Raw genomic sequence first — 25,757 nt, 5'->3', positions numbered from 1 at the left:
ATCAGCCTTTGATTCCAGATGTCGCGATGCCTTGGATGAACTGGCGTTGCAACAACGTGAAGATCGCGATGATCGGAAGTGACGCGAGCAGCGAGCCGGCCATCAGGACCGGGTAGTCGGTCTGGAACTGCCCCTGCAGCGAGGCCAGCCCGGCCGAGAGCGTCATCTTGTCGGGGTCGGTGTTGACCACCAGCGGCCAGAACAGGTCGTTCCAGGACCAGAGCAGGACGAGCAGCGCCAACGCGACCAGTCCCGGCCGGGCCAGCGGCAGCACGATCGACCAGTAGATCCGTACCGGCCCGGCACCGTCGATCGCGGCGGCCTCCTCGAGCTCTTTGGGCAGCCCGAGGAAGAACTGGCGCAGCAGGAACACACCGAAGGCGCTGAACAACCCCGGTACCACCAACGCCTGCAGCGAATTGAGCCAACCCAGCGACGACATGATCTGGTACTGCGGAATGATGAACAACTGCGGCGGAACCATCAGCACCGACAGCAGCACCCCGAAGAGCACGTTCCGGCCGGGGAACCGCAGCCGGGCGAAGGCATAGGCGGCCATCGAGCAGAACAGCACCTGCCCGATCGTCCGCAACCCGGCCATCAGCACCGTGTTGAGGAACTGGTGGCCGAACGGAAGTACCTGGAAGACCTTGCTGTAGTTGTCCCACCGCCCTTCCGGCAACAACGACGGCGGGACACTCGTCGCGCTGCTCAACGACTTGAGCGACGTGATGATCTGCCAGACGAACGGCGCCACCATCGCCAGCGCGGAGGCGATCAGAATCGTGTGCACCGGGGCGTTCTTGCTACGCATAGTGCACCCACCTCTTCTGGAACCGGAACTGGATCGCGGTCAGCACGACGATGAGGAGCAGCAGCATCATCACGATGGCGGCCGCGTAACCGCGATCGTTGGTGACGAAGGCCCGGTCGTAGAACAACTGGACGACGGTCTCCAGCCGCGGGAACGCCGGGTTCGCCCGCGCGCCGGCACCGGCTCCTGCCATCACGTAGACCAGGTCGAACAGCTGCAGCGACCCGATCACCGACACGACCGAGACGAAGAACGCGGTCGGCGACAGCAACGGCAGCGTGACGTGGAAGAACTGCCGCCACGGTCCGGCGCCGTCGATCGCCGCGGCCTCGTAGTACTCCTTGGGGATCGCCTGGAGTCCGGCGAGGAAGATGATCAGGTTGTAGCCGACGCTGGCCCAGATCCCGACCACGACCAGCGCATACAGGGCGGTCGCGGGATCGGCCACCCAGTTCGGGCCGTCGATCCCGACCAGCGACAGCAGGTAGTTGATGAGTCCGTAGTCACCGTTGTAGAGCCACCGCCAGACCATCGCGATCGCGACCGGCATCGTCACGACGGGCAGGAAGAACAAGGTCCGGTACAGGCCGACGAACCGCATGCCCTTGCGATTGAGCAGGACTGCGAAACCGATCGCCAGCGGGATGCTGAGCAGTCCGAGCCCGGTGTAGGTGAGCGTGTTGACCAGCGCCCGGCCGACCTCGGGATCGCTGCCCAGCCGGCGGTAGTTCTCCAGACCGGTCCAGGTATGGCCGCCGAAGGCACCCCATTCGGTCAGTGAGAAGTACGCGGTCTGGAGCACCGGCCAGAGGTAGAAGATCGCGATCCCCAGGCCTGTGGGGGCGATGAACGCGTACCCCCACAGAGCCTCCTTGACGGATCCGGGACGCCGCATCTCACTCCTTGGCGAGCAGCGAGTTCATCGCCTGCGCGAGGTCGGTGGCGGCCTTGTCGGTCGGCTCCTCGCCGGTCCAGGCCTTGGTGAGGTAGGTCAGCTCCGCCTCGTTCCAGGCCGCCGTGTTCTTCGAGACCGGGAACGGCACTGCGTAGCTGACCGAGTCGAGGAAGGTCTGCAGCTTGAGCTCGGGGTGCGCCTTGACCCAGGCGGTCTGCGTTCCGTTGTACGCGGGGATCGGACCCTTCTGCCCGAGGATCTCGGCCGCGTCCTTCGAGCCGAGGTACTTGACGAACTCCCAGGCCTGGTCGGGGTGCTCGGTCTTGCCCGAGACGACGTTGGCGACGCCGTGGATGATGGTCGCCTGCTTCTCGCCGCGGGGGAGGGGCGCGACGTCGACCTTGCCCTTGGTGTACGTGTTCGCGGTGAACTCCGAGACGTTCCAGGAGCCACCCCAGTACATCGCGATCTTGCCCGCCTCGAAGAGCTGGATCGGCGTCGTGTCGGTCATCGTCTTCAGGTCCGGCGACTGCTTGTTCTTGATCAGGTCGGTCCAGAACGTCAAGCCGGCAATGGATTTCGGGTCGTCGTACCCGGACTTCTTGCCGTCCGGTGAGATGACGTAACCGCCGGCCTGGGCGATCGTGTCGTACTGGTACTCCTGGAAGCTGCCCAGCTGGGCGGCCGTGCCGTAGATGCCCTTGGACGCGTCGGTGAGCTTGGCCGTGGCGTCCTTGAAGTCGGCCCAGGTCCAGTCGTCCTTCGGGTATGGGACCTTCTTCGCGTCGAAGAGCGTCTTGTTGTACCAGACCCCGACCGTGTCCATGTCCTTCGGCAGCCCGTACGGCTTGCCCTCGAAGGTGTAGAGGTCGGTCAGCGGCTTCGGGTAGACCGAGAGGTCGGCCTGGCCGGGCATCGGCGCGATCACCTTGTTCGAGGCGTACAGCTGGAAGTTCGGGCCGTTCATCCAGAAGACGTCGGGCGCCGCGCCGCCGGTGACGGCGGCCTTGAGCTTGGTCCAGTAGTCGGCCCACGGGGTGAGCTGCACCTGGACGGTGATGTTCGGGTGGGTCTTGGTGAACTCGGTGGCGAGGGCTTCCATCACCGGTTTCTGGTTGGCGTCCCAGACGCCGTACGAGAGCGTGACCTTCGCGTTCGGGTCGGCGGCCGATTTGTCGTCGCCGCCGCCCGAACAGGCCGAAACCGCCAACAGCCCGCCGAGCAGCAGCGCGCTCAGCCTCTTCGACAATCGCATCCTGGGTCCTCCAGACGACATCCCGGTGATTGGGACTAATCATGGAGTCCATTGAAATTATGTCAAGGGGTCAGCGCCCTCGGACATGCTCGTTTCCACTTGTTCGAGCGCCAAACGCACCGCTCCGAGCACCACGCCTTCGTCTCCGAAGGTCGAGATCCGGATCTCCGGCGTCCGCAGACACCACCGGTCGAGCTCACCGCGCAACGGGCCGATCACCACGTCGGCCGAGCGCGAAAACCCACCACCGATCACGAGCAACTCGGGGTCCAGCGTGAGGATGAGCGCTGAGACGCCGACGGCGATGTCCCGGGTGTACCGCCGGACAGCCTTCACCGCAGTCCGATCGCCTTGCCGGGCCGCCTCGAACACATCACCGAACTCATCACCGCCCGCCCCGGGGCTGGGGGTGGGGTTGGTGGTGGTCCAGGCTCGGAGGTGGTCGGGGGCTTTCAGCCAGCCGACGGCGGGGAGGGCGCCGATCTCGCCGGCGGCGTTGCCGAAGCCTCGGTGGAGTTTGCCGTCGATGATCAGGCCGGTGCCGGTTCGGACGCCGGCCAGGAGGAAGACGACGTCTTTGGCGTAGCGGGCGACGCCTCGCCAGGACTCGGCCAGCGCGGCTAGTTTGCTGTCGTTTTCGACTCGGATCGGCGCGGGGACGAGGCGGCGTAGGTGGTCCGCGAGGTCTACGCCGGTCCATTCGGTCAGGGAGTCGGACAGCATGACTTTGCCGGTGCCGTCGACGAGACCGGTGGTGGCGACTCCGGTCGACCAGATCTGATCGGGTGTGGTGTTGGCGCCGGCGAGAGCGGCTACGACGCAACGGTCGATGGCGGCGAGACGTTCTTTGCGGCCGAGCTCGGGTGTGACAGCGACGGTCGCCGAGTGCAGCACCTCGCCGTCGAGGTCGGTGATCAGGGCGCGGATCGTGTGGCCGCCGATGTCGACGCCGAGCACCCGCCCGGCGTCAGCGCGGAACCGGTACCGGCGCGCGGGTCGCCCGACGGTACCGGCGGTCGGCTCGGCCTCGGCCACCCAGCCGCGGCCGATCAGCTCCCGGATCACGTCCTCGGTCGAGGCGCGGGACAGCCCGGTGCGCTTGGCCAGCTCGGTCAGGGTGAGCGGCTTGTCGTCGCGCAACGCCCTGATCGCCGCCATCGCGTTGAGCTGCCGCAGTCTGGACAGGTCGCCGCCGCTCGGTTCCCCGGTCATCGTCCACCCCTTGAGGTTCGTCGCGATCAGTGCCAATAATGATGGACTCCTTTATAACTCGGGGAAAGGAATCCATGACAAGCGTGACTCTAGCCCTGGTCGGCGGCGGACTCCGCGGACAGCTGTACGCCCGGAGTGCCGTGGCCTCCGGAGCGGCCCGGGTGACCGCCATCGCCGAGCCCGATCCGGGGCGGCGGACGGCACTCGGTGCGGAGTTCGCAGTACCGGCCGATCGCCTGTACGCCGATTGGGCCGACCTGGCCGAGGCCGGGCGGCTGGCGGACGCCGCGATCATCGCCACGCAGGACCAACTGCATACTGCGCCGGCCGTGCGGCTGGCCGACCTCGGTTATCACCTGCTGCTCGAGAAGCCGATGGCGACGACCGAGGTCGAGGCTGCCGAGATCGCGAGTGCGGCCGAGCGCAACGGGATCATCTTGGCGGTCTGCCACGTGCTCAGGTACACGCCGTACACCCGGATGCTGAAGGAGTTGCTCGCCACCGGGCGGATCGGGCGGCTCGTGAACGTCCAGCACCTCGAGCCGGTGGGGTGGTGGCATCAGGCGCATTCGTTCGTGCGCGGGCATTGGCGGCGGTCGGACACATCGGCGCCGATGCTGCTCACGAAGGCGTGCCACGACCTCGACTGGCTCGTGCATCTCTTCGACGCGGTACCGACCCGGGTCAGCTCGTTCGGCAGCCTGACCCATTTCAAGGCGTCCGAGCGTCCAGCCAGGGCAGCCCCGCGTTGCCTCGACTGCCCGCTCGAACCCTCGTGCCCGTACTCCGCGAAGCGGCTCTACCTCGACTGCCTGGCCGACCCCGACCGGCACTACTGGCCGCTGGGTGCGGTGACCGACGAGCGCACCGAGGCCGGCGTGCTCGAGGCATTGCGGACCGGTCCGTACGGGCGGTGCGTCTATGCGTGTGACAACGATGTTGTCGATCATCAGGTGGTGAACCTGGAGTTCCCTGATGGCGGCACCTGCTCGTTCACGATGAGCGCGTTCACGCCGATGGAGCATCGCAGGACAAGGCTTCTGGGCACGCACGGGTTCCTCGACGGCGATGGGCAGACGATCCGGTTGGTGGACTTCCGGACTGGTGAGGAGGAGCTGCTCGCAGTACCGGAGGCTGATGGTGACGGGCATGGTGGCGGCGATCAGGAGCTGACGGAGACCTTCCTGCGCGCCGTACAGACCGGAGACCCGACGCTGCTCCCCACCGACGCCGGCGCCAGCCTCGCTACGCACCGGGTCGTCTGGGCCGCCGAGCAGGCCCGAACGAGCGGCACGGTGGTCACGCTGACCGCCTGAAACCCGCTCCGATGCGAGCTATCTTTGAAGTGCGCGGATCGCTCGAGTTTGCTGAGGCCGGCCCGGATCCACCCCGCCGGTGGCATCGGTGCGCGCGGGGAGTGGACATGATCCTCGACATCGTCTTCATCGCGATCATCCTCGGCCTGATCGGGGCGGCACTGAGCATGCGCGTCGTCAAGCAGTTCGAGCGTGGCGTCGTCTTCCGGTTCGGCCGGGTGCAGCCGGAGATCCGCGGGCCGGGGCTGGCGATGCTGGTACCGATCGCCGACCGGCTGCAGAAGGTCAACATGCAGATCGTCACGATGCCGGTACCGGCGCAGGACGGCATCACGCGCGACAACGTGACGGTTCGGGTCGACGCGGTCGTGTACTTCAGCGTCATCGATCCGGTCCGGGCGACTGTCGACGTACAGGACTATCTCTCGGCGATCGCCCAGGTGGCGCAGACGTCGCTGCGGTCGATCATCGGCAAGAGCGATCTGGATGATCTGCTGTCGAATCGGGAGCGGCTCAACCAAGGGATGGAGTTGATGATCGACAGTCCCGCGCTCGACTGGGGTGTGCACATCGAGCGGGTGGAGATCAAGGACGTCGCGTTGCCGGAGACGATGAAGCGGTCGATGTCGCGGCAAGCGGAGGCCGAGCGCGAGCGGCGGGCGCGGATCATCACCGCCGACGGCGAGTTGCAGGCGTCGGAGAAGCTCGGGCAGGCCGCGGAGGTGATGGCGGATCATCCGGCCGCGCTGCAACTGCGTCTGCTGCAGACCGTCGTGGAAGTCGCCGCGGAGAAGAATTCAACGCTGGTACTTCCGTTCCCGGTCGAATTGCTCCGCTTCCTGGAACGCTCGACCCCCGCCGAAGCACCCAGGCCGAAGGCGGCGGCCGACCCCGATGCGCCGGCGCCGGTCGCATCGGAGCCAGCGGCATCGCAGCCGGCGGCTGTGGAGCCCGGCGCGCCTGCAGCGGAGCTGACGCCACCGGCTCCGCCGGTCGCGGAGTTGTCGGCGGTCGCCGACACGGGGCTGTCGGCGGTCGCCGACCCGGGGGTGTCGGCCGTGGCTGGGTCGGCAGAGGCGGAATCGAACGGTCGGACCTAGGTCGACGTTGCCTGGGCGAGGAGGCCGTCCACTACTGCTTCGATGCCTAGCGCGAAGGTGTCTGGGGCTGCCCAGCTGTCCCAGTGGTGGGCGACGGACGTCAGGTGGGGGAGGTCGGCTTCGTCCAGGCGCTTGAAGAAGGCGTCGAAGTCGGGTGGGGTCGCCTTCTCCTTCGTGCGGGCGCGGACGAGGATCTCGCCGGCCGCGTAGTACCACATGTTGCGGAAGAGCAGGACGGCCTGCTGTGGCGTGCAGCCGTGGTCGATCGCGCCCGCCAGGATGGTCTCGACGAACCAGAGCGTCGGCTCGTTCAGCCGGGCGATGAAGCCGTCGACGGTGAGCACCTCCGCCGTCCACGGCCAGGCCGCGAGGCTGTCGTGGATCGCGATCGCGGCCGTGATGATCCGGTCCCGCGGCGCGCTCGGCAGCTCGGGGTGCGGGACCTTGTCGAGGTACGCCGAGATCAGCAGGAGCAGTAGATCCTCCTTGTCCCGGACGTGGTGGTAGAGCGTCGTCGGGCCGACACCCAGCTCGGCGGCCAGCTTGCGGATCGTCAGCTGCTCCCAGCCGTCCCGGTCGATCAGCTGGCGGGCGCCCGCCAGGATCTGGGCGCGGGACGTCACCGGCGGCCGGCCGGTGCGGCCTTGCGGGGCGAGTGGTCGAGGCATCGTCCCATCATCGTGCACTCGACGGCCGGATCCGCGCATGCTACTTTCGGAACATGTTCCGGAACACGTTCGAAAAGTCGCCGGGCGCACAGACGCCCGAGCGGGACGCCCGGCCAGGACTGATCCTCGCCGCGGTGGCCGTCGTGCAGTTCATGGTGTCGCTGGACCTGTCGGTGGTGAATCTCGGCCTGCCACAGATCGGCGCCGCCCTCGGCTTCAGTGAAGTCGGCCTGACCTGGGTGATTCACGCCTACGCCCTCACCTTCGGCGGCCTGCTGCTGCTCGGCGGCAAACTCGCCGACCGGTACGGCCGCAAGCGCATCCTGCTGTTCGGGCTGGCGTTGTTCGGGCTGGCCTCGTTGGCCGGCGGATTCGCGCAGGAGGCCGGCCAACTCGTCGCCGCCCGCGCCGCCCAGGGAGTCGGGGCGGCTGCGCTGGCGCCGGCCGCGTTGTCGCTCCTGACCTCGACCTTCCCCAGTGGCAAGGAACGGGTCCGTGCCTTCGGCGTGTGGAGTGCGACGAATGCGGCTGGTGGTGCGCTCGGGGTGTTGATCGGCGGGCTGCTCACGGAGTACGCGAGCTGGCGCTGGTTGATGTTCGTGAACGTACCGATGGCGACCGGTGCGTTGCTGATGGCTTGGCGCAGTGTCCGATCTGACGCCGGCTCCGGGGATCGCGGTCGTCCGGATGTGCTCGGCGCGGTCTTGGCGACCTCGGGCATGGTGTTGCTGGTCTTCGGTGTCGTGCGTACCGACCGGCATGCCTGGGGCTCTGCGGCCACTCTGACAACGCTGGCGATCGCGGTCGCCTTGCTGGCTGCCTTCGTCTACGTCGAGCGGACGACTACCCGTGATCCGCTGATCCGGCTCGGGCTGTTCACGAACCGCGCTGTTACGGGTGCCAACGCCTACAACCTTCTGCTGGGCGTTGCGATGGCGTCATCGTTCTACTTCGCGTCGCTCTATCTCCAGCGGGTGCTCGGGACCGGTCCGGCGCGGACCGGCATCGAGTTCCTGCCGTTTGCCTTCGGAGTGGTCGTCGGGGCTTTCCTGGCGATCAAGCTCGGCTACCGGTTCGGTCCGCGGGCGCTCTTGGTGGTGGGTGGCCTGCTGGCTGCGGCCGGGTTCGGGTGGTTCGGGTTGATCAGTGCCGATGGGTCGTTCCATGCGGACTTCCTGGGGCCGTCGATCATCACGAGCATCGGGTTCGGCATCTGCCTTGGCCAGGTGGTTTCGCTTGCTACGGCAGGGGTTCCGGCACATGAGTCGGGTACTGCGTCGGGGCTGCTGGCCAGCTCTCGGCAGATCGGGGCGTCGCTTGGGTTGGCGGCGCTCGGTACTGCGGCGCATCGGCGTACCGGCGGGGTTGCCACGCCGGAGGCGCTCAACGAAGGCTATGCCCTCGGCATGACTCTCGGCGCGGTCCTACTGCTCGGAGCCGTACTGCTTGCCGCCATCATCCTGCGACGCCCGACCGCCCCCCGCGGCCGACCTCGCACTGAGCTCGGCAAGGGGGACGGATGAGTGACCAGCTCGGAGGGAGTGTGGCAGGGCACGTGCGCCTCGACGTGCCCCGCGTTGCTGAAGGCAACTGTCGGATCCCCAGCGCATCAACCGTCCGAAGGTCGATGTCTGGCTCGGTGTGTCGGGTGGCTAGGTGGGGCGTTTGATGGGGTGGCGGTCCGCTCCGCTCCGCCGCGCATACCTAACCCCAGGTGGCGGTGCGGGTGTCGCGGCCGGCGGCTGTGCCGATGAGGATTTGGAGGGCGGCGAGGGCTGTGAAGACGATGAGGGTGGCGGTCCAGGAGTTGGTCAGTTCGGTCAGGTATCCGGCCAGGGCGGGGCCGGTGGCGGCTAGGAGGTAGCCGATGGATTGGGCCATGCCGGAGAGCTGGGTGGTCTCGTGGTGGCTGCGGCCGCGGATGCTGATCAGGGAGAGGGCTGCCACCAGGGCGGCGCCTTGGCCCAGGCCGCCGATGACCGCCCAGCCGATGACGAGCTTCGGCGCGAGGAGCAGGCCCAGGAGAGCGATGACGATCGGGACGCTGGCGGTGACAGCGCCGGCGCGCTGGCTGGCCGGGTTGCGCATCAGCCAGGGGATGGCCAGGCCGCCGACCAGACCGAAGCCCTGGAAGAGGAACAGGTGGATGCCGGCGGCCTGCTCGGAGAAGCCGTGCGAGATCTCGATCGTGGGCAGCCAGGTGACGAAGACGTAGAAGCTCGTCGACTGCAGGCCCATGTAGGCGGTGACCAGCCAGGCCATCGGCTGCCGCCAGACACTCACCAAGGGCCTGTCGGTTGTGGTCTCCGGGGCGAGCGGTGTGGAGGTCGCGTTCGCGGGGATCCGGATCAAGGCGACCACCAGTGCGAGGCCACCCCAGATCGCCAGGGCGAGTCGCCAGTTCGAGCCGGCAGCGACTGGTACGGCGATAGCCGACGCGAGCGCGGCGCCGCCGGTGATGAAGGCCGTGTAGACGCTCATCGCGCGGGACACGTGCCCGGCGTAGTCGCGCTTGATCAGGACCGGTACGAGCACGTTGCCGACCGCGATCGAGGCGCCGATCACCAGCGTTCCGAGCCACAGCCCGACGGCTCCGGTGTACGACCGGAGGACGCTGCCAGCGGCTAGTACCAGCAGCGACACGAAAACCGCGCGCTCCATCCCGAGCCACTTCGAGACGCGATGCACCAGGGGAGAGGCCAGCCCGAACGCCACCAGCGGAAGCGCGCCGAGCACTCCCAGCGCGCCTTCGCCGAGCCCTTCGTCCAGCCCGATCTGCGGCAGCAACGGACCGACTGCGGTGATCGCGGGGCGCAGGCACAGTGCGACCAGGAAGACGCTCGCGGCGATCAAAGAGCTGCGCCGGGCGGTCGCCGCTCCGGTTGTCACTGCCACGACACGCTCCCCACTGCCTCGACCGATCAAATGTCCGACATTTACACTGTAACCATGGCGTTGAGTGGACCGGTACGGCAGGCCCCGTTGGTACACCAGGTCTCGGAGCAGTTCCGGGGCCTGATCGAGGCCGGCACCTGGCAGGTGGGCACCAAGATTCCGGGCGAGAACCAGCTCGCCGGCGAGCTGGGCGTGAGCCGCGGGACGGTGCGTGAAGCGTTGCGATCGCTCAGCCTGACCGGCCTGCTCGAGCCGCGGGTCGGCGACGGTACTTATGTGCGCGCGACGAACGAGATCAGTGGAGTCCTTGTCCGCGACGAGTTGTCGGCGACCTTGACGCACGTCCTCGACGCCCGCGCGGGGCTCGAGGGGGCGGCCGCGCGACTGGCGGCGGAGAATCACACGCAGCAGGGGCTGGCCGCGATGGAGGCCGCGCTCGACGCGCGGAGGGCGGCGCATGAAGCCGGGGATCTCGACGGCTATGTCACGGCGGACATGGCCTTCCATCGAGGCGTCGTCGAGGCGAGTGGCAACCCGCTGCTGCTCCGCCTGTACGACGCGGTGGCCGAGGTGTTGACCGCGTCGATCCACGACACCGCGACGATCCCAGAGGATCCGCGCATCCGCGACGCCCACCACGCGCTGGTGGCGGCGATCCGGGAAGGAGATCCCGAGACCGCCGCCCAGTCGTCCTACGCGCTGATCGACTCGGTCAAGCGATCCGTCAGCGAGTGATCGCGGCGTCGGCCGGCAGCGTCAGCGGCCGGTCGCGGCGCCGCCCAGCAGTCTCAGTGGGTGATCGCGATGTCGTCCAGCAGGAACGAGGTTGGTGTCGTGTCGTTCTCGGAGCTCGTCCAGGACAGGGTGATGGTGCGGCCTCGGTATGCCGTCAGGTCGATCGACTGGGTGACGTAGCGCGAGCCGGACTGGGCACCTGTCAGCGTGCGGAGCGTCTTGCCGTCGGCGGCTACCTTGAGGGAGTCGGCCTTGTAGCCGCCGCTGACCCGGGCGGCGAAGCGCAACTGCGGTCGGCCAACGGCCGGTACGACTACTCGCTGGCTGAGCACGTCCGACTGGATCGTCCCATAGCCACCTAGCATCGCGTAGCCGAGTCCGGCGTTGCTGTACTGGCCATCGGAGCGGATCACGTCCGCGGACTGGTTCCAGCCACCGGCGCCAGCTTCGAAGTCGCCGTTGGCGACGGCATCCTTGTGAGTGCTGACGACCCAGCTGATCACCGTGTTGCCGCGCGCGCCGGTCGGATCGGTGGCGGTGACCGTTGTCGAGTGGGTGCCCGGCTTGCTCGGCACGCCGAAGATGAGTCCGGTGACGGCGTTGAGGCGCAAGCCGCTGGGGAGGTCCGTCGCGGTCAGACGGACAGGACGTCCGCCTGAGTGGGCCGCCCGGACGTGGAGTACGACCGGAGTACCGACGGCGCTGAATTGCTGGGCCGGTGTGTTGACGGTGAGGTGGTTGGACTTGGTCGGTGACGTGAGCGAGGCGAGGCCGTTCGGCGTACCGAGGCCGGTTGGGCCGTCCCAGCCGGGTTGCGCAGTACAGAGCGGGGCCGGCTCGCACTCGCCGTTGTTGCCTTCGACAACGTCATTGAGGTTGGCGGTACTGCCGTAGGGGTAGCTGGCCGGGTGTGACGTGGGGGAGGGGTCGCCGGCCAGAGCGTAGGTCGAGGCGATGATCGGTGCGGCCGCGCTTGTGCCGCCGTACACAGCCCAGCCGTTGCCGCCCGTGGTCTGGTAGACCGCTACTCCCGTCGCGGGGTCAGCGACTGCGGAAACGTCGGCGACGGCGCGCTTCGGGCAGGTGGCTGCCGGGATGACTGCTTGCCAGGTCGGCTTGGTGATCTCGGCGGAGCAGCCGGAGCCGGTGCCGTGGCCGGGTTCGTTGTTCCAGACGGTTTCGGCCCAGCCGCGGCCGGAGTCGGTCTTCGTCAGCGACGTACCGCCGATCGCCGTGGTCGCCGCGGAGCTTGCCGGGTAGGACGTGCCGGCCTCGTAGTCGTAGTCACCGGTCGAGGCGGCGTAGACGATGCCGTTGGTGTTGAAGTACTGCTTGTCCAGCTCGGGCAGGTTGCCCGACTCGGGGCCGCCCCAGCTCAGCGAGACGAACTTCGCGCCCAGGTTCTCAGCGGTCTTCACCGCGGCCAGGAGGTCGTTGGTCGGCGAGTCGGCCTCGATCAGGGTGATGCCGCAGTTCGGGCAGACCGCCGACACCATGTCGAGGTCCAATGAGATCTCGCCCGACCAGGAGGACGACGGTGCCGGCAACGGGCTGGGTTTGCCGTCCTGGTTGAGCTTTTGGAAGCAGCCGTTCTCCGTCGTACAGGCCGGTAGGCCGAACTGCTTGCGGTAGACGGCCAGGTCAGATTCGGCCGTCGGGTCGTCGTAGGCGTCGACGATGTAGACGCGCTGGCCCTGGCCAGCTGTTGCGCTCGGCAACTTGTACGCCGCTGCCAAGTCAGCTGGGCCGTAGCCCTGCGGCGCACCGGCAGCACGAGCGCGGAAACCTAGGTCCGCACGTCGTTGCGCGAAGCAAGTGAAGTAGCCGGGCTCGACCTTCTGATCGCAGCTGGCCACCACCTTCGGGGGCTCGCTGACGTCGGCGGACGCGACCATACTCGTGCCGCCGACCATCAGCAGGGCAAGGGGAATCGCCAACCGGCGCAGGGCGGTCACTGGTGTACTCCGATGGTGGTCTTCTGCCAGGTCTGGCCGGCGTCGTGGGTCACCCAGAGCTGGGTGTCGGGGGTGTAGGCGGCGTCGCGCTCGACCAGCCAGGCGGTGGTCGGCGACTGCCAGACGAGGTCGTGGATGTGTTCGCTGTTCTCCAGCCAGCTCTGGTCGTAGCGCCAGCTCTTGGTGAGCGCCGGGCGGTTGTAGACCAGGCTCGCGGTGACGGTGGTCAGCATGACCGCGCCGTCCGCGTTGACGGCGAGTTGGCTGCCCAGGCCGAGCGTGCCGGGCACAGCGTCGTACCGGAAGGATTTGCCGCCGTCACCGGAGACCATGACGGTCTTCTCGGACTGGCCGCGACCGTAGTGGGCGATGCAGAGGGCGAAGAGCCGGTTCGGTCCGTTGGTCGCGAGGTCGGTGACGATCGCGTCTTCGGCATCGGCGCAGGTGAGGGTGCTGGTCGACTGGGCCTTGCCGTTGCGCAGGGTGTTCAGCCTGTTGGGGGCGGTGAAAGATGCCGTGAGCAAGTAAACCGCCGAGCCCTGGGCCTGCGCCGCGAAGAGGACGTTGTCGTCGGCCGCTACGTCGACCTTCACCTGCTGCCAGCCGGTGGACTTCCCGGCGGGGGCGCGCCAGACCTTGAGCGGCCGGTCGTCACAGATGCCGGTCCCGATCGCGCAGCCCGAGGTCACGACGTACGTGCCGTCAGGTGCCGCGAGCAACTGCAGGACCTTGGCGTCACCACCCGGCACCGCGACCTTCGTCCAGGTCCGGCCGCTGTCCTTGGTGACCTCGAGGTACGGATCGTAGGCCCAGCCGACCTTCGCGTCGGCGAACTGGATGCTGGTCAGTCCCGGCTCGCCGCTCATGGCGAGCGGGTTGTGCGTCTTGCCCGCCTTCGCCCACGTCTTGCCGCCGTCGTGAGTCGCCTGTACTTCCGCCAGGCAGCTCGCGTCGCCGCAACTGCCGAGCAGGTAGCCGTCCTTCGCGGTCGGCCAGACGATGGACTGCGGGGCGAACTTCGGAGCCGCGGGCTGTTGCGCGGTGGCCACGCTCGCCCCCGAGCTCACGAGTAACGCGGTCGCGACGGCCCCAGCCAGGGCTATCGCGGAACGGCCGACATGCAGACGCACTGTTCACTCCTTGGACCTAGGGGCCTGCCATCGCACACGTTAAGGCTTGTCGGGCCCGGTTCGGCGCCCATTCCGGCCAAGCGCCGATTGTGGCCATCTAGGCTGCTGGGGTGGCTGATTGGGAAGCGGTAGGGCTGAGTGGTTTCGACGCCGACTTGTATCGGCAGTTGTTGCGGGAGCCGGGGGTGGCGATCGCCCAGCATGGGGAGGCGCTCGGGGTGCCAGTGGCAACTGTCGAGGCGGCGGTGGCTCGGCTGGTTGAGGTGGGGCTGGTGCGGGGTGGGTCGGAGGAAGCGCCGGCGCCGGTGGATCCGCGGTCTGGAGTCGGGATGCTGGTGCGGGAGCGGCGGGCCGCGCTCGACGGGGTCGCGGCGATGACGGATCAGCTGGCGCGAGAGTTCAGCGCGGGGCAGTTGCGGGCCGAGCCGAGCCGGCTGATCGAGATCGCGGTCGGGCGAGAGGCGATCGAGGCGCGGATCGAGGACATGTTGCGTGGGGCAACGGAGCAGGCAGTCGGGACGGATACGCCGCCCTACGTCGCGGACGGCAGCCATCAGGTGTCGAGTGCCGAGTTGGCGCTGCTGGATCGAGGGGTGCGGTTCCGGTCGATCTACGCTTCCGAGGTACTGGACCATCCAGCCTGGGTCGCGCACCTGACGTCGATGGCGGAGCGGGGTGAACAGGCCCGGGTACTACCTCAGGTGCCCTTGAAGCTGTTGATCGTCGACGGCACCACCGCGATCCTGCCGCTGGCCGGTGACGAGTCGCCTGGCAGTCAGACGCCGCCCGCGCAGGCGCGTGCGGTAGTGGTCACGGACTCGGTACTGACCAACGCGCTGCAGGTGCTGTTCGACCAACTGTGGCGCCAGGCGACGCCGTTGCGGCTGACGGAGTCCGATGCTGTCGATCCGGCTGCATCGTTGATCAATCTGCTGGCGAGTGGGATGAAAGATGAGGCGATCGCTCGGCAGCTAGGTGTCAGTGGGCGGACCTTGCGGCGGCGTATTGCGCAGGTCCAGGAGCAATTGGGCGCGACGAGTCGCTTCCAGGCCGGTCTCCAGGCCGCTCGGCACGGCTGGCGCTAGAGGCCCGCGGTCAGCGGGTGCGGGCGTCGGGTTCGCGGGTGACGCGGTCTACCCGGCGGCCGGACTCGTCGAAGATGTGCAGGCGGGCGGTGTCGACGGCGAGGTGGACCTTGGAGCCGGTCTTCAGGCCGGCGTTCGGGTCGATCTCCAGGACGAGGTCGGCGCGGCGGTGGGTCGCGGTGGCGGTCGGCTCAGGCTCGGTCGACGACGGCTCGAACCGGCCCAGGCCGGTCTTGGCCTTGGCTCTGGAACGCCAGCCCGACAAGCGAGTGGTGAGGCCGGACATGTGCGGAGCCGCGTGCCGGGTCCTCGGTCCGCCGTCGGCGAAGGCGAGGCGTTTCGGCGTACGGGGGCGGGCGGAGACGCCGACCAGGTCGGGGTTGAGCATCTCGACGCCGCACTCGATGAACGCGATCCATTGGTTGCCGTGGAATTCGAGGGTCCGCAGCTTGCCGGAGAGGTGACCGGGCTCGCCGCCACCGGCCGCTGCGACGGTGAAGGCGTCGGAGCGGGCACCGACGATCACCTTGGCGCCGTCGTGGCTGCTCAGGATCAACGACCGGCGGTCGATCGGCGGCAGCTGGATGGACTGGGCGCCGAAGTCGAGGCTGACCCGGTGGTGCGCGGTGACCCGGACGACGGCCGACATCAGGTTGATCCGCGGGCTGCCCAGGAAGCCCGCGGCGAAGGCGGTCGCGGGATCGTTGAAGACCTGGTCGGGCGTACCGACGTCCTCGATCCGGCCGTCGCGCATGACCGTGATCCGGTCGGCCAGCGTGAGCGCCTCGATCTGGTCGTGGGTGACGTACACCGTGGTGACGTTGAGATCGCGGGCCATCGCGCCGATCTCCTGCCGCAGCTCGGTCCGCAGGGTCGCGTCGAGATTCGACAACGGCTCGTCCATCAGGAAGATCTGCGGTTGCCGGACGATCGCGCGGCCGATCGCGACGCGCTGGCGCTGGCCGCCGGACAATGTTCTCGGCAACCGGTCGAGGGCGCCCTCGATCCGCAGGATCCGGGCCAGCCCGGCGGCCTTGCTGCTCGCCTCCTCCGCGTCGTCGCCGGCCATCCGCAACGGGAACATGATGTTCTCGCGCGCGGTCCGGTTCGGGTAGAGCGCGCCGTTTTGGAAAACGAGCGCGACGCCGCGATCTTTCGGGGACAGGTCGGTGGCCAGCGTCCGGCCGAACCACACCTCTCCCGCGCTCATCTCCTCGAGCCCCGCGATCATCCGCAGCAGGGTCGTCTTGCCGCATCCGGACGGTCCGAGCAACACCATGAACTCGCCGTCCGCGACGTTCAGTGACACGTCGTTCACGGCGGGATACTTGCCGTCATAGGTCTTCGAAACCGAGTCCAGCCGGATTGCTGTCATCACCACCTCCGTTGGGGTGAGGTGAGTACACAGCCCCGCGCCAGCCTTGTCCAGAGGTCCTGCGCATAGGGTTGCATCGTGGACGATCAGCAGAGCTGGCGCGAGGCTCGTCGAGAGGCCGCGGCCGCGCAGGCCGCCGCTCTCCAGCACCGTAAGGACAACGAGACTGCGCAGGCCCGTAAGTTGCTCGCGGAGTTCGTCGCGAGGATGCATTCGCTGGGAATCGAACCTCGGCCACTGCGGGCTCCGGTGGTCGGCTCGGGCGCGAGCTACCGGACCGATGTGACCGGCTGGTACCTCCGCCGCAACCACTCCTTGGGAGTCGATGCCGAGGGCAACTTCTACATCCTGGGCATGCAGCCGAGTGTGAAGGCCAGGCTGCTCGGAGTGCAGGTGCGGCCGTCCGACCCGCCGATCATCATCGGCCAGGGCGCGCGCGACGGCGAGTCGTTGCCGCTCAAGCAGTTGCTGGAGCTGCGGCTGGCGGAGATCGAGGGCTGACGAGTAATCGAGTTGCGGGCGGGTCGGCCGGTTGGTAACGTCCCCGGCCTGTCTTTTTGATGGTGGATCGAATCGAACCGGACGGCTTCCGGGGCGGGATCTTCTGACCGCGACCCAGTCCGATTCGATGATTCGAGGCTCCTTGTCATGGCCGAAACCACACTCAATTCCGCCGCTGCCGAGCTCGAGACCGAGCGCGCCTTCCTGGCCGAGGCCAAGGCCGCGCTGGCCCGGATGCACCAGGTGGTCGAGGAGCGCGACGTCCCGCTGATCGGGGGCGAGGATAACGACGAGCGGTTCACCAACGAGGCGAACGAGCGCGCGAAGAAGATGCGGACGCAGGCGCTGCTCGATCTGCCGGACGTACCGCTGTTCTTCGGGCTGCTCGACTACGAGGCCGGCACCATCGAGGACCTGGACCAGATCCACATCGGGCGGCGGCATGTTCATGACGGCAGTGGGGTGCCGCTGGTCATCGACTGGCGGGCGCCGGTGTCGGTGCCGTTCTATCGGGCGACCCGGAGCGATCGGCAGCGGCTGGTGCTTCGGCGGCGGTACGGGTTCTCGGATCATGCGGAGCTGACCGGGTTCGAGGACGAGTCGCTCATCGGGGCCGTCGAGACCGACCAGGCCGACGCGTTCCTGCGGGCCGAGATCGAGCGGCCGCGAACCGGGCCGATGCGGGACATCGTGGCGACGATCCAGCCCGAGCAGGATGATCTGGTGCGGGCGGCGCTGCATCCCAGCGTCTGTGTGCAGGGGGCGCCTGGTACCGGGAAAACAGCTGTCGGTCTGCACCGCGTCGCGTACCTGCTCTACACCGAGCGCGAGCGGTTGAGCCGGGGCGGCGTCGTGATCGTCGGGCCGAACCGGTCGTTCCTGTCCTACATCCGCAAGGTTCTGCCCGCGCTCGGCGAGGTCGACGTCCGGCAGATCACCATCGACGAGTTGATCAGCCAGCCTGCCACGGCGGTCGACGAGGCCGAGGCGGCGCGACTGAAGAGTGATGCGCGGATGGCGCTGGTACTGCGACGTGCGCTGTGGTCGCACCTCGGCGTACCGGCCGAGGGAATCCTTTACAGCAAGGGATCCCAGCGGTATCGGGTGCACGACTACGAGTTGGCGGAGATCGTCTCGGCGCTGCGCGAGTCGACGCGGTACGCGCCCGGGCGGGACGCCTTGGCGCAGCGGGTTGCGCACGCGGTACTGGTTCAGATGGAGCGGCGAGGGGAGTCGCCCGACGATCGCGTGCAGAACGCCGTGGCCCGGTCGAAGCCGGTCAAGGCGTTGCTCGACGCCGTGTGGCCGAAGGTCGTACCGGAGCAGGTTCTGCATCGGCTGCTCTCCGACGCGGACTTCCTGTCGCAATGCGCGGGGGAGGAGTTCACGTCCGAGGAATGCGCTGCCTTGCTGTGGCAGAAGCCTGCCCGCTCGTGGAAGTCGGCGAAGTGGTCTGCCGCGGACACGCTGCTGCTCGATGAGCTCAACGACCTGATCGAGCGCAACTCCGGCTCACTCGGCCACCTCGTCCTCGACGAGGCTCAGGACCTCTCGGCCATGCAGCTCCGCGCGCTCTCCCGAAGGTGCCGCACCGGCTCGGCCACCGTGCTCGGCGACCTCGCGCAGGCCACCACGCCTTGGGCAGCGGGCTCCTGGGCGCAAGTGCTCGCCCACCTCGAGAAGTCCGACGCCGTCGTCGCCGAGCTCGACCGGGGATTCCGCGTCCCCGAGCAGATCATCGACTTCGCCGCGAAGCTGCTCCCACAGATCGCTCCGACGCTCGGTGTGCCGAGCGGTGTCCGTACGGTCGCCGACGCCCTCAGCGTCGTCGAGACCGACGAGCAGTCCTTCACCGACACGCTCATCGCATCCTGCCGAACCGCCCTCACCACCGAAGGCTCCGTCGCCCTCATCGCCGCCGACGACCAAATCACCACCCTGTACGACGCTCTGCTCGCCGCCGGCCTCCAACCCGCTCTCCTGGGCGCCACCGAGGAAGAGATGGACACCACCCGCCTCGTCTGCGTCCCGGCCACTCTCGCCAAGGGACTCGAGTTCGACTCGGTCATCGTCGCCGAGCCGGCCCAGATCGTCGCCGCCGAACCGCGCGGCCTTCAGCGGCTGTACGTCGTACTGACCCGGGCAGTCAGCTCGCTACGAGTCGTCCACGCGAGCCCACTGCCCGAGTCTCTGAGCTAGCTACTTGGCGGGTTTCGGGCCGGACGAGCGGAGACTTCCCAGCCGGGACAACGCGTCGAACCAGAAGCGGGCGCCGGGGATGGTTGCCATCATCATCAAGATCCAGCCGAGCAGGACCAGCAGGAAGACCTGGATGTCCTGGCCGGCGCCCTGATCCGGGTCGAGCAGTCCGCGCTTCTCGAGCCAGTTGCAGGCTGTGTCTGGTGCCGTGCAGGCGGAGACCGTTCCCCAGCCGAGGGGGAGGCCGGCTGCTCGGGTCTTCTGGATCTCTTTGCGGAGGTCGCTCAGGCAGTCGCCGGAGTCCTTGTCCTTGCACTCGGCGGAGTTCGCGGCGGCCTGACTGACGACCGTCTCGCGGAGCGCTTCGTCGGTGTAGAGCGAGCGGGTGATGCCGATGGCGTTGACGTTGAAGAGGACGACCAGGACGGCGGCGATCGCCAGGGAGATCCAGCGGACGTGGCGTTTGTACCAACCGGACACCCGGTCCATGTGGTCGTTGTACCACTGCTCCAGACTCTGCCGGAACTTCGCCAGATCGCCCTCCGCCTCGGCGACCAGACCGAGCAGCGTCTTCTTCAAGGGGTTGTTGTTCGGCCAGCCGTCGATCCCGGCCTTGACCTGATCGAGGGTGGTTGCGCCGGACAGGTCGGGAACGATGACGTCGAGGAAGGCTCGGGCGAAGGCACGGCCGGAGACGTACGACGGGAGTTCGCGCCGGGCTTTGACGCTCAGCTTGGCGTTGCCTGCGTTGACTGCCACGACTCCGTTGTCGGCCGTTCGCGCGACGATCGGCTGCGTCATGACCTGGGTGACCAGGGGAGTGGTTCCGACCGGTGGCTGCGGTTGGTTGGGCGTCTGGACGGGGGCTTCGGAGGTACGGCGTACGAGATCCTTCCAGCCGAGGTTGAACTCGCTCTTGCCGTCGACCAGCGAGCGGATGCCGCGGAGCAGGTACTCGCCACGCAGGCCCATGAAGCGGGCCGCTCCCTCGGTGCAGACCGAGACGACGGCGGAGAGGGTGGCGAAGACCAGGATGAGTCCGATGGCGGTCTGTACGACCAAGCTGTCCATGAGGGTCATGATCCTTCACCGAACCCGCGGTGTGCCATCGTGAGCGGATGAACATCGAGGTGCGGCCGGCTTCGGTCTTCGAGGATGTCCGGGCGCTGGTCGGTCCGAAGCGGCCGGACGCCACGGTGTGCTGGTGCTTGAGTCATCGGATTCCGTCGAAGCTGAACAATCAGCTGCGTGGGCCGGAGCGTGGGGAGTATGTCGCCGGGCTCTGCCGCGAGCAGCCGGCTCCTGGGGTCATCGCGTACGACGGCGACGAGCCGGTCGGCTGGGCGGCGATCGCGCCGCGGTCGGAGACCTCTTTCGCCCGCACCACAAGAATCCAGCACCTCGACGACCTACCGGTCTGGTCCCTCTGGTGCATCCGCGTCCGCCCCGGCCATCGCGGCTCAGGCCTCTCGGCGGTGTTGATCAACGGTGCGGTGGAGTTCGCCCGCACGAACCGCGCACCGGTCGTCGAGGCGTATCCGCTGGACAGCGGTGATGCGAAGGTCGACCTGACGATGGCGTACGCCGGCATCCGCAAGAACTTCGAGCGTGCCGGGTTCGTCAAGGCGGCCGACACCACCTCAACCCTGGCCGGACACCCCCGAGTCCTCATGCGCCTCGACCTGCGCTGACCATTGTCCTAGCCCACATCATGTGGGCTCGGACAAGAAACGGTGACCTTGAACAAGTTGTTACTTGTTCAAGGTCACCGCTGGGTGTTCAAGCCCACATGATGTGGGCTTGCCGCGCTTGGAGGTGGGGTCAGCTCAGGGTTGCGAGGGTGTCGTTCCAGGTTTTGGACGGGCGCATGATGGCTGCGGCCTTGGCTGGGTCGGGCTGGTAGTAGCCGCCGAGGTCGACGGGGGAGCCCTGGACGGCGATCAGTTCGTCGACGATGGTTTGCTCGTTGGTGGCGAGCGTCTCGGCGACCTGGGTGAAGGACTTGGCCAGGTCGGCGTCGTCGGTTTGGGCGGCCAGTTCCTGGGCCCAGTACAGGGACAGGTAGAAGTGGCTGCCGCGGTTGTCGATGCCGCCTACCCGGCGGGTGGGGGACTTGTCCTCGTTGAGGAAGGTCGCCGTGGCGCGGTCGAGGGTGTCGGCGAGGACTTGGGCGCGCGCGTTGCCGGTGGTCTGGGCGAGGTGCTCGAAGCTGGCGGCCAGGGCGAAGAACTCGCCGAGGCTGTCCCAGCGCAGGTAGTTCTCCTTGACCAGCTGCTGCACGTGTTTCGGCGCCGAGCCGCCAGCGCCGGTCTCGAACAGGCCGCCGCCGGCCATCAGCGGGACGACCGAGAGCATCTTCGCGCTGGTACCGAGCTCGAGGATCGGGAACAGGTCGGTCAGGTAGTCGCGCAGCACGTTGCCGGTGACGGAGATGGTGTTCTCGCCCCGCCGGATCCGCTCGAGCGAGAACTTGATCGCGTCGACCGGCGCCAGGATCTTGATCACCAGGCCCTCGGTGTCGTGCTCGGTGAGGTACTTGACCACCTTGCTGATCAGGTTCGCGTCGTGGGCACGGGTCTCGTCCAGCCAGAACACCGCCGGGTCGCCGGTGGCCCGGGCCCGCGTGACCGCCAGCTTGACCCAGTCACGGATCGGCGCGTCCTTGGTCTGGCAGGCCCGGAAGATGTCGCCCGCGGCGACTTCCTGCTCCAGTACTACGTTGCCGTCGGCATCGACCACCCGGACGATGCCGGCCTGGGCCAGCTCGAACGTCTTGTCGTGGCTGCCGTACTCCTCGGCCTTCTGCGCCATCAGGCCGACGTTCGGGACCGAACCCATCGTCGACGGGTCGAAGGCGCCGTGCGCGCGGCAGTCGTCGAGGACGACCTGGTAGATGCCGGCGTAGCTGCTGTCCGGCAGCACCGCGAGCGTGTCGTGCTCGGCGCCGTCCGGACCCCACATGTGGCCGGACGTGCGGATCATGGCCGGCATCGAGGCGTCGACGATCACGTCGGACGGCACGTGCAGGTTGGTGATGCCCTTGTCGGAGTCGACCATCGCGAGCGCCGGGCCGTCGGCCAGCTCCGCGTCGAAGGACGCCTTGATCGCGTCACCGTCCGGCAGCGCGGCCAGACCGTTGTAGATGCCGCCGAGTCCGTCGTTGGGGGACAGCCCGGCCGCGGCCAGCGTCGCGCCGTACTGGGCGAAGGTCTTCGGGAAGAAGGTGCGGACCACGTGCCCGAACACGATCGGGTCGGACACCTTCATCATGGTGGCCTTCAGGTGCACCGAGAACAGCACGCCCTCGGCCTTCGCCCGGGCGATCTGCGCGGCCAGGAACTCGTTCAGCGCGGCGACGTGCATGACGGAGGAGTCGACGACCTCGCCGGCCAGCACGGGGATCGACTCACGCAGTACGGACGTCGTGCCGTCAGCGCCGGCGAACTCGATCCGCAGCGTGTTCTCGGCCTCGATCACGGCCGACGTCTCGGTCGAGCGGAAGTCGTCGGCACCCATGGTGGCGACGTTGGTCTTGGAGTCCGGGGTCCACGCGCCCATCCGGTGCGGGTGCGTCTGCGCGTACTTCTTCACCGAGGCAGGTGCGCGGCGGTCGGAGTTGCCCTCGCGCAGGACCGGGTTCACGGCCGAGCCTTTGGTGGAGTCGTAGCGGGTGCGGATGTCGCGCTCCTCGTCGGTCTTCGGCTCGTCCGGGTACTCCGGGAGCGCGTAGCCCTGCGACTGCAGCTCGGCGATCGCGGCCTTGAGCTGAGGGGCCGAGGCGGAGACGTTCGGCAGCTTGATGATGTTCGCGCCCGGCGTCTTGGTCAGTGCACCGAGCTCGGCGAGCGCATCCGGGATCCGCTGGTCCTCGGTCAGGTAGTCGCCGAAGACGGCGATGATCCGCCCGGCCAGCGAGATGTCCCGGGTCTCCACGCCTACACCGGCCTGCGCGGCGTACGCCTGGATCACCGGCAGGAACGAGTACGTCGCCAGGGCCGGGGCCTCGTCCGTATGGGTGTAGATGATGGTCGACTCAGTCACTCGCGTCTGTCCTCTGCTCCGTCGATGTCGCTCCCCGGGCCACCCCGGCGAGGCAACCCCACCTTAGTCGCCGGTCCGGCCGTGCTCAGCGGGGAGTGGTGATGCTCACGAGGAAGGTCGCCGAGGTCTTCCACAAAGGGTCGATTCGGTTTACCTTCAAGGTCCGTGTGAGCGCTCTCACACGGGAGTTCGCCTTCTTCCGCCCCCGGAGGTGCTTCCGTGATACCCACCCCTGTCTCAACCCGCCGACGCCGCATGCGCTGGCGCGCGGCCATCGTCGCGCTCGTCCTGGCCGTCTGCTCGACCCTCCTGGTGGGTGGCGTAGCGACGGCAGCCGACGACTACACCCAGTCGGTCACCTCGCTGAACGCGACGCAGGCCCAGATCGCCTTCACCCCGACCACAGCTGCCCTGTACGTCGACGTGCACTACATCGTCACCGGCCAGGGCCAGCAGAACTTCCGGATGGACCTGTCCGGCGGCACCTGGCGCAAGACGGTCAGCAGCCTGTCGTCGGGCAGCGTCATCGACTACTGGTTCACGTACGAGAAGAGCGGACCGCAGTACGACACTCCGCACTTCACCTACACGCACGGCGGGACAACCACCCCACCGCAGACCGTAGCGACGCCGACCTTCTCGCCGGCCGGTGGCAACTACACCTCCGCGCAGACGGTGACGATCTCCACCTCGACCGCGGGCTCCACGATCCGCTACACGGTCGACGGCTCGACACCGACGGCATCCTCGACCCTGTACTCCGGACCGATCAGCGTCCCCACGACCCGGACGATCAACGCGATCGGTATCAAGTCGGGTCTCACCAACTCGGCCGTCGGCAGCGCGTCGTACACGATCGGTTCCGTACCGACCGGGTGCACGACCCAGCCCGACGTACCGAACTTCGGCCCGAACACGCGCATCTTCGACCCGGGCATGTCGGCCGCGTCGATCCAGGCGCAGCTCGACACGGACTTCAACAACCAGAAGGACACGCTGACCGCGCAGATGGCCAATCGCCGGGTCGCGCACCTGTTCAAGCCGGGCGCGTACAGCGTGCATGACGACGTCGGCTACTACACCTCGGTCGCCGGCCTCGGCCAGAACCCTGGTGACGTGGTCATCAACGGTGCGATCACCGTCGACGCGTTCAACGCCTCGGACCAGGGCGTCGCGCTGCAGAACTTCTGGCGGTCCGCGGAGAACATGGCCGTGAACCCGATCGGCGGCTCCGACCGTTGGGCGGTCGCGCAGGCGGCACCGTTCCGCCGGATGGACATCCGCGGCAACCTGCAGCTCTACCCGGCCAGCTACGGCTTCGCCAGCGGCGGCTACATCGCTGACACGAAGGTGTCCGGTGAGACGGCGTCGATCTCGCAGCAGCAGTGGTACACGCGGGACAGCAACCTCGGCAGCTGGGCCGGCGGCGTGTGGAACATGGTGTTCTCCGGTACGCCGGGAGCGCCCGCCACCACCTTCCCGAACCCGCCCGAGACGACCCTCGCCACGACGCCGGTCTCGCGGGACGTGCCCTACCTCTACATCGACAGCGCGGGGAAGTACCGGGTCTTCACGCCGTCGCTGCGCACCAACGCCTCGGGTGCGAGCTGGGCCAACGGCTCGACTCCGGGGACGTCGATCCCGATGAGCCAGTTCTACGTGGTGAAGGCGGGCGACACCGCGTCGTCGATCAACTCGGCGCTGACGGCCGGCTGCAACCTGTTCTTCACGCCGGGCGTCTACCACCTCAACCAGACGCTCAACGTGACGCGTGCCAACACCGTCGTACTCGGCATCGGCTACCCGACGCTGATCCCCGACGGCGGGGTCAACGCGATGCAGGTCGCCGACGTGGACGGCGTACGGATCAAGGGACTGCTGTTCGACGCCGGTACGACGAATTCGGCTGCGCTGCTGACCGTCGGTCCGTCGGGCTCATCGGCTGGTCACGCGGCGAACCCGACCACGCTGCAGGACGTGTTCTTCCGGATCGGCGGCTCGATCGCCGGGCACGCGACGACGAGTCTCGTGGTCAACAGCAACAACGTGATCATCGACCACATCTGGGCCTGGCGCGCCGACCACGGCAACGCGGGCACCTGGGGCTGGACGCAGGCGACCGCGGACACCGGATTGCTTGTCAACGGCAACAACGTGCTGGCGACCGGGTTGTTCGTCGAGCACTACCAGAAGTCGCAGGTGATCTGGAACGGGCAGGGCGGCAAGACGATCTTCTTCCAGAACGAGATGCCGTACGACGTACCGAACCAGGCGAGCTGGAACCGGCCTGGTGGGAAGGCGGGCTATCCGGCGTACAAGGTCGGCGACAACGTCACGTCGCACGAGGCGTGGGGGTTGGGCAGCTACAACTTCTTCAACGTCAACCCGTCGGTGAGCGCGTACAACGCCTTCGAGGTGCCGAACAACGCGAATGTCCGGTTCCACAGCCTGTGCACGGTCTCGCTCAACTACCAGGGCGTGATCACCCACGTCATCAACGACACCGGAGCAGTAACCCCACCGGGCACGGTGCCGGTCAACGTAGTCAGCTACCCCTGATCTGAACGCGAGCCGGCCGGGC

20 protein-coding genes are annotated in these 25,757 nt (G+C 67.8%); 9 read left to right on the top strand and 11 right to left on the bottom strand.

The genetic code is table 11. The annotated features are described in order from the left end of the window. Window position 1 precedes the first annotated feature (1 nt). Genes AB0M15_RS27195 through AB0M15_RS27180 form a run of 4 tightly spaced genes read right to left on the bottom strand, consistent with a single transcriptional unit; the run spans window position 2 to window position 4,176 of the window. Complete coding sequence (locus tag AB0M15_RS27195; RefSeq protein ID WP_363824272.1) at window positions 2-814, bottom strand: carbohydrate ABC transporter permease; 813 nt, start codon at window positions 812-814, stop codon at window positions 2-4. Then, window positions 807-1,709, bottom strand: a complete 903-nt coding sequence (locus tag AB0M15_RS27190) for a sugar ABC transporter permease (RefSeq protein ID WP_363824271.1) — start codon at window positions 1,707-1,709, stop codon at window positions 807-809. The genes AB0M15_RS27195 and AB0M15_RS27190 overlap by 8 nt, the downstream gene beginning before the upstream one ends. Window position 1,710: 1 nt before the next feature. Next, a complete protein-coding gene (locus tag AB0M15_RS27185; protein WP_363824270.1) occupies window positions 1,711-2,964 on the bottom strand; it encodes a sugar ABC transporter substrate-binding protein in 1,254 nt (417 codons plus the stop codon). 57 nt (window positions 2,965-3,021) lie between these two features. Further along, the gene (locus AB0M15_RS27180; protein WP_363824269.1) at window positions 3,022-4,176 is read right to left on the bottom strand and encodes an ROK family protein; all 1,155 of its coding nucleotides are present in this window, start codon (window positions 4,174-4,176) and stop codon (window positions 3,022-3,024) included. 74 nt (window positions 4,177-4,250) lie between these two features. Between AB0M15_RS27180 and AB0M15_RS27175 the strand changes: the two genes are divergently transcribed. Further along, window positions 4,251-5,492 (top strand): Gfo/Idh/MocA family oxidoreductase, encoded by a 1,242-nt coding sequence (locus AB0M15_RS27175; RefSeq protein ID WP_363824268.1) that lies wholly within the window; start codon window positions 4,251-4,253, stop codon window positions 5,490-5,492. Between the two features lie 107 nt (window positions 5,493-5,599). Then, the gene (locus AB0M15_RS27170) at window positions 5,600-6,592 is read left to right on the top strand and encodes a slipin family protein (protein WP_363824267.1); all 993 of its coding nucleotides are present in this window, start codon (window positions 5,600-5,602) and stop codon (window positions 6,590-6,592) included. Here AB0M15_RS27170 and AB0M15_RS27165 read toward each other — a convergent pair. Beyond that, the gene (locus AB0M15_RS27165) at window positions 6,589-7,260 is read right to left on the bottom strand and encodes a TetR/AcrR family transcriptional regulator (RefSeq protein WP_363824266.1); all 672 of its coding nucleotides are present in this window, start codon (window positions 7,258-7,260) and stop codon (window positions 6,589-6,591) included. The two genes, AB0M15_RS27170 and AB0M15_RS27165, sit on opposite strands and share 4 nt — an antisense overlap. 53 nt (window positions 7,261-7,313) lie before the next feature. On the opposite strand from AB0M15_RS27165, the gene AB0M15_RS27160 reads away from it, so the two are divergent. Beyond that, entirely contained in the window at window positions 7,314-8,783 is a 1,470-nt protein-coding gene (locus AB0M15_RS27160; RefSeq protein WP_363824265.1) for an MFS transporter, read from the top strand. A gap of 181 nt (window positions 8,784-8,964) precedes the next feature. Here the strand turns inward: AB0M15_RS27160 and AB0M15_RS27155 are convergent, their stop codons facing one another. Continuing rightward, window positions 8,965-10,155 carry an MFS transporter gene (locus AB0M15_RS27155; RefSeq protein WP_363824264.1) on the bottom strand — a complete coding sequence of 397 codons (1,191 nt, stop codon included), beginning with the start codon at window positions 10,153-10,155 and terminating at the stop codon, window positions 8,965-8,967. Between the two features lie 54 nt (window positions 10,156-10,209). Here AB0M15_RS27155 and AB0M15_RS27150 point away from each other — a divergent pair, with 54 nt between their 5' ends. Further along, window positions 10,210-10,890 carry a FadR/GntR family transcriptional regulator gene (locus AB0M15_RS27150; RefSeq protein WP_363824263.1) on the top strand — a complete coding sequence of 227 codons (681 nt, stop codon included), beginning with the start codon at window positions 10,210-10,212 and terminating at the stop codon, window positions 10,888-10,890. A gap of 53 nt (window positions 10,891-10,943) precedes the next feature. On the opposite strand, the gene AB0M15_RS27145 is transcribed toward AB0M15_RS27150, so the two are convergent. Next, a complete protein-coding gene (locus AB0M15_RS27145; RefSeq protein WP_363824262.1) occupies window positions 10,944-12,845 on the bottom strand; it encodes a putative Ig domain-containing protein in 1,902 nt (633 codons plus the stop codon). Next, on the bottom strand, window positions 12,842-13,975 hold the full coding sequence (locus AB0M15_RS27140; protein WP_363824261.1) for a hypothetical protein: 1,134 nt from the start codon (window positions 13,973-13,975) through the stop codon (window positions 12,842-12,844). Before AB0M15_RS27140 ends, AB0M15_RS27145 begins: the two co-directional genes overlap by 4 nt. A 110-nt stretch (window positions 13,976-14,085) precedes the next feature. On the opposite strand from AB0M15_RS27140, the gene AB0M15_RS27135 reads away from it, so the two are divergent. Further along, entirely contained in the window at window positions 14,086-15,060 is a 975-nt protein-coding gene (locus AB0M15_RS27135) for a LuxR C-terminal-related transcriptional regulator (RefSeq protein ID WP_363824260.1), read from the top strand. 10 nt (window positions 15,061-15,070) lie between these two features. Here the strand turns inward: AB0M15_RS27135 and AB0M15_RS27130 are convergent, their stop codons facing one another. Then, window positions 15,071-16,435: an ABC transporter ATP-binding protein gene (locus AB0M15_RS27130; RefSeq protein ID WP_363824259.1), complete on the bottom strand. Its 1,365-nt coding sequence runs from the start codon at window positions 16,433-16,435 to the stop codon at window positions 15,071-15,073. Window positions 16,436-16,513: 78 nt separating this feature from the next. Here AB0M15_RS27130 and AB0M15_RS27125 point away from each other — a divergent pair, with 78 nt between their 5' ends. Together AB0M15_RS27125 and AB0M15_RS27120 are read left to right on the top strand one after the other, a co-directional pair. Next, on the top strand, window positions 16,514-16,936 hold the full coding sequence (locus tag AB0M15_RS27125) for a hypothetical protein (protein ID WP_363824258.1): 423 nt from the start codon (window positions 16,514-16,516) through the stop codon (window positions 16,934-16,936). 147 nt (window positions 16,937-17,083) lie between these two features. Then, window positions 17,084-19,135, top strand: a complete 2,052-nt coding sequence (locus AB0M15_RS27120) for an AAA family ATPase (protein WP_363824257.1) — start codon at window positions 17,084-17,086, stop codon at window positions 19,133-19,135. Here the strand turns inward: AB0M15_RS27120 and AB0M15_RS27115 are convergent, their stop codons facing one another. Further along, window positions 19,136-20,206 carry a hypothetical protein gene (locus AB0M15_RS27115; RefSeq protein ID WP_363824256.1) on the bottom strand — a complete coding sequence of 357 codons (1,071 nt, stop codon included), beginning with the start codon at window positions 20,204-20,206 and terminating at the stop codon, window positions 19,136-19,138. It abuts the gene before it with no gap. 47 nt (window positions 20,207-20,253) lie between these two features. Here AB0M15_RS27115 and AB0M15_RS27110 point away from each other — a divergent pair, with 47 nt between their 5' ends. After that, complete coding sequence (locus AB0M15_RS27110) at window positions 20,254-20,826, top strand: GNAT family N-acetyltransferase (protein WP_363824255.1); 573 nt, start codon at window positions 20,254-20,256, stop codon at window positions 20,824-20,826. Between the two features lie 130 nt (window positions 20,827-20,956). Here the strand turns inward: AB0M15_RS27110 and AB0M15_RS27105 are convergent, their stop codons facing one another. After that, window positions 20,957-23,176 (bottom strand): NADP-dependent isocitrate dehydrogenase, encoded by a 2,220-nt coding sequence (locus AB0M15_RS27105; protein ID WP_363824254.1) that lies wholly within the window; start codon window positions 23,174-23,176, stop codon window positions 20,957-20,959. 219 nt (window positions 23,177-23,395) lie between these two features. Here AB0M15_RS27105 and AB0M15_RS27100 point away from each other — a divergent pair, with 219 nt between their 5' ends. Then, window positions 23,396-25,735 carry a chitobiase/beta-hexosaminidase C-terminal domain-containing protein gene (locus AB0M15_RS27100; protein WP_363824253.1) on the top strand — a complete coding sequence of 780 codons (2,340 nt, stop codon included), beginning with the start codon at window positions 23,396-23,398 and terminating at the stop codon, window positions 25,733-25,735. Window positions 25,736-25,757 lie beyond the last annotated feature (22 nt).

Source organism: Kribbella sp. NPDC051718 (genome assembly GCF_040681515.1).
In the GTDB taxonomy this organism is placed as follows: domain Bacteria; phylum Actinomycetota; class Actinomycetes; order Propionibacteriales; family Kribbellaceae; genus Kribbella.
The sequence above is the reverse complement of the archived record's forward strand: the minus strand, read 5'-3'. Positions and strand labels throughout refer to the sequence as shown.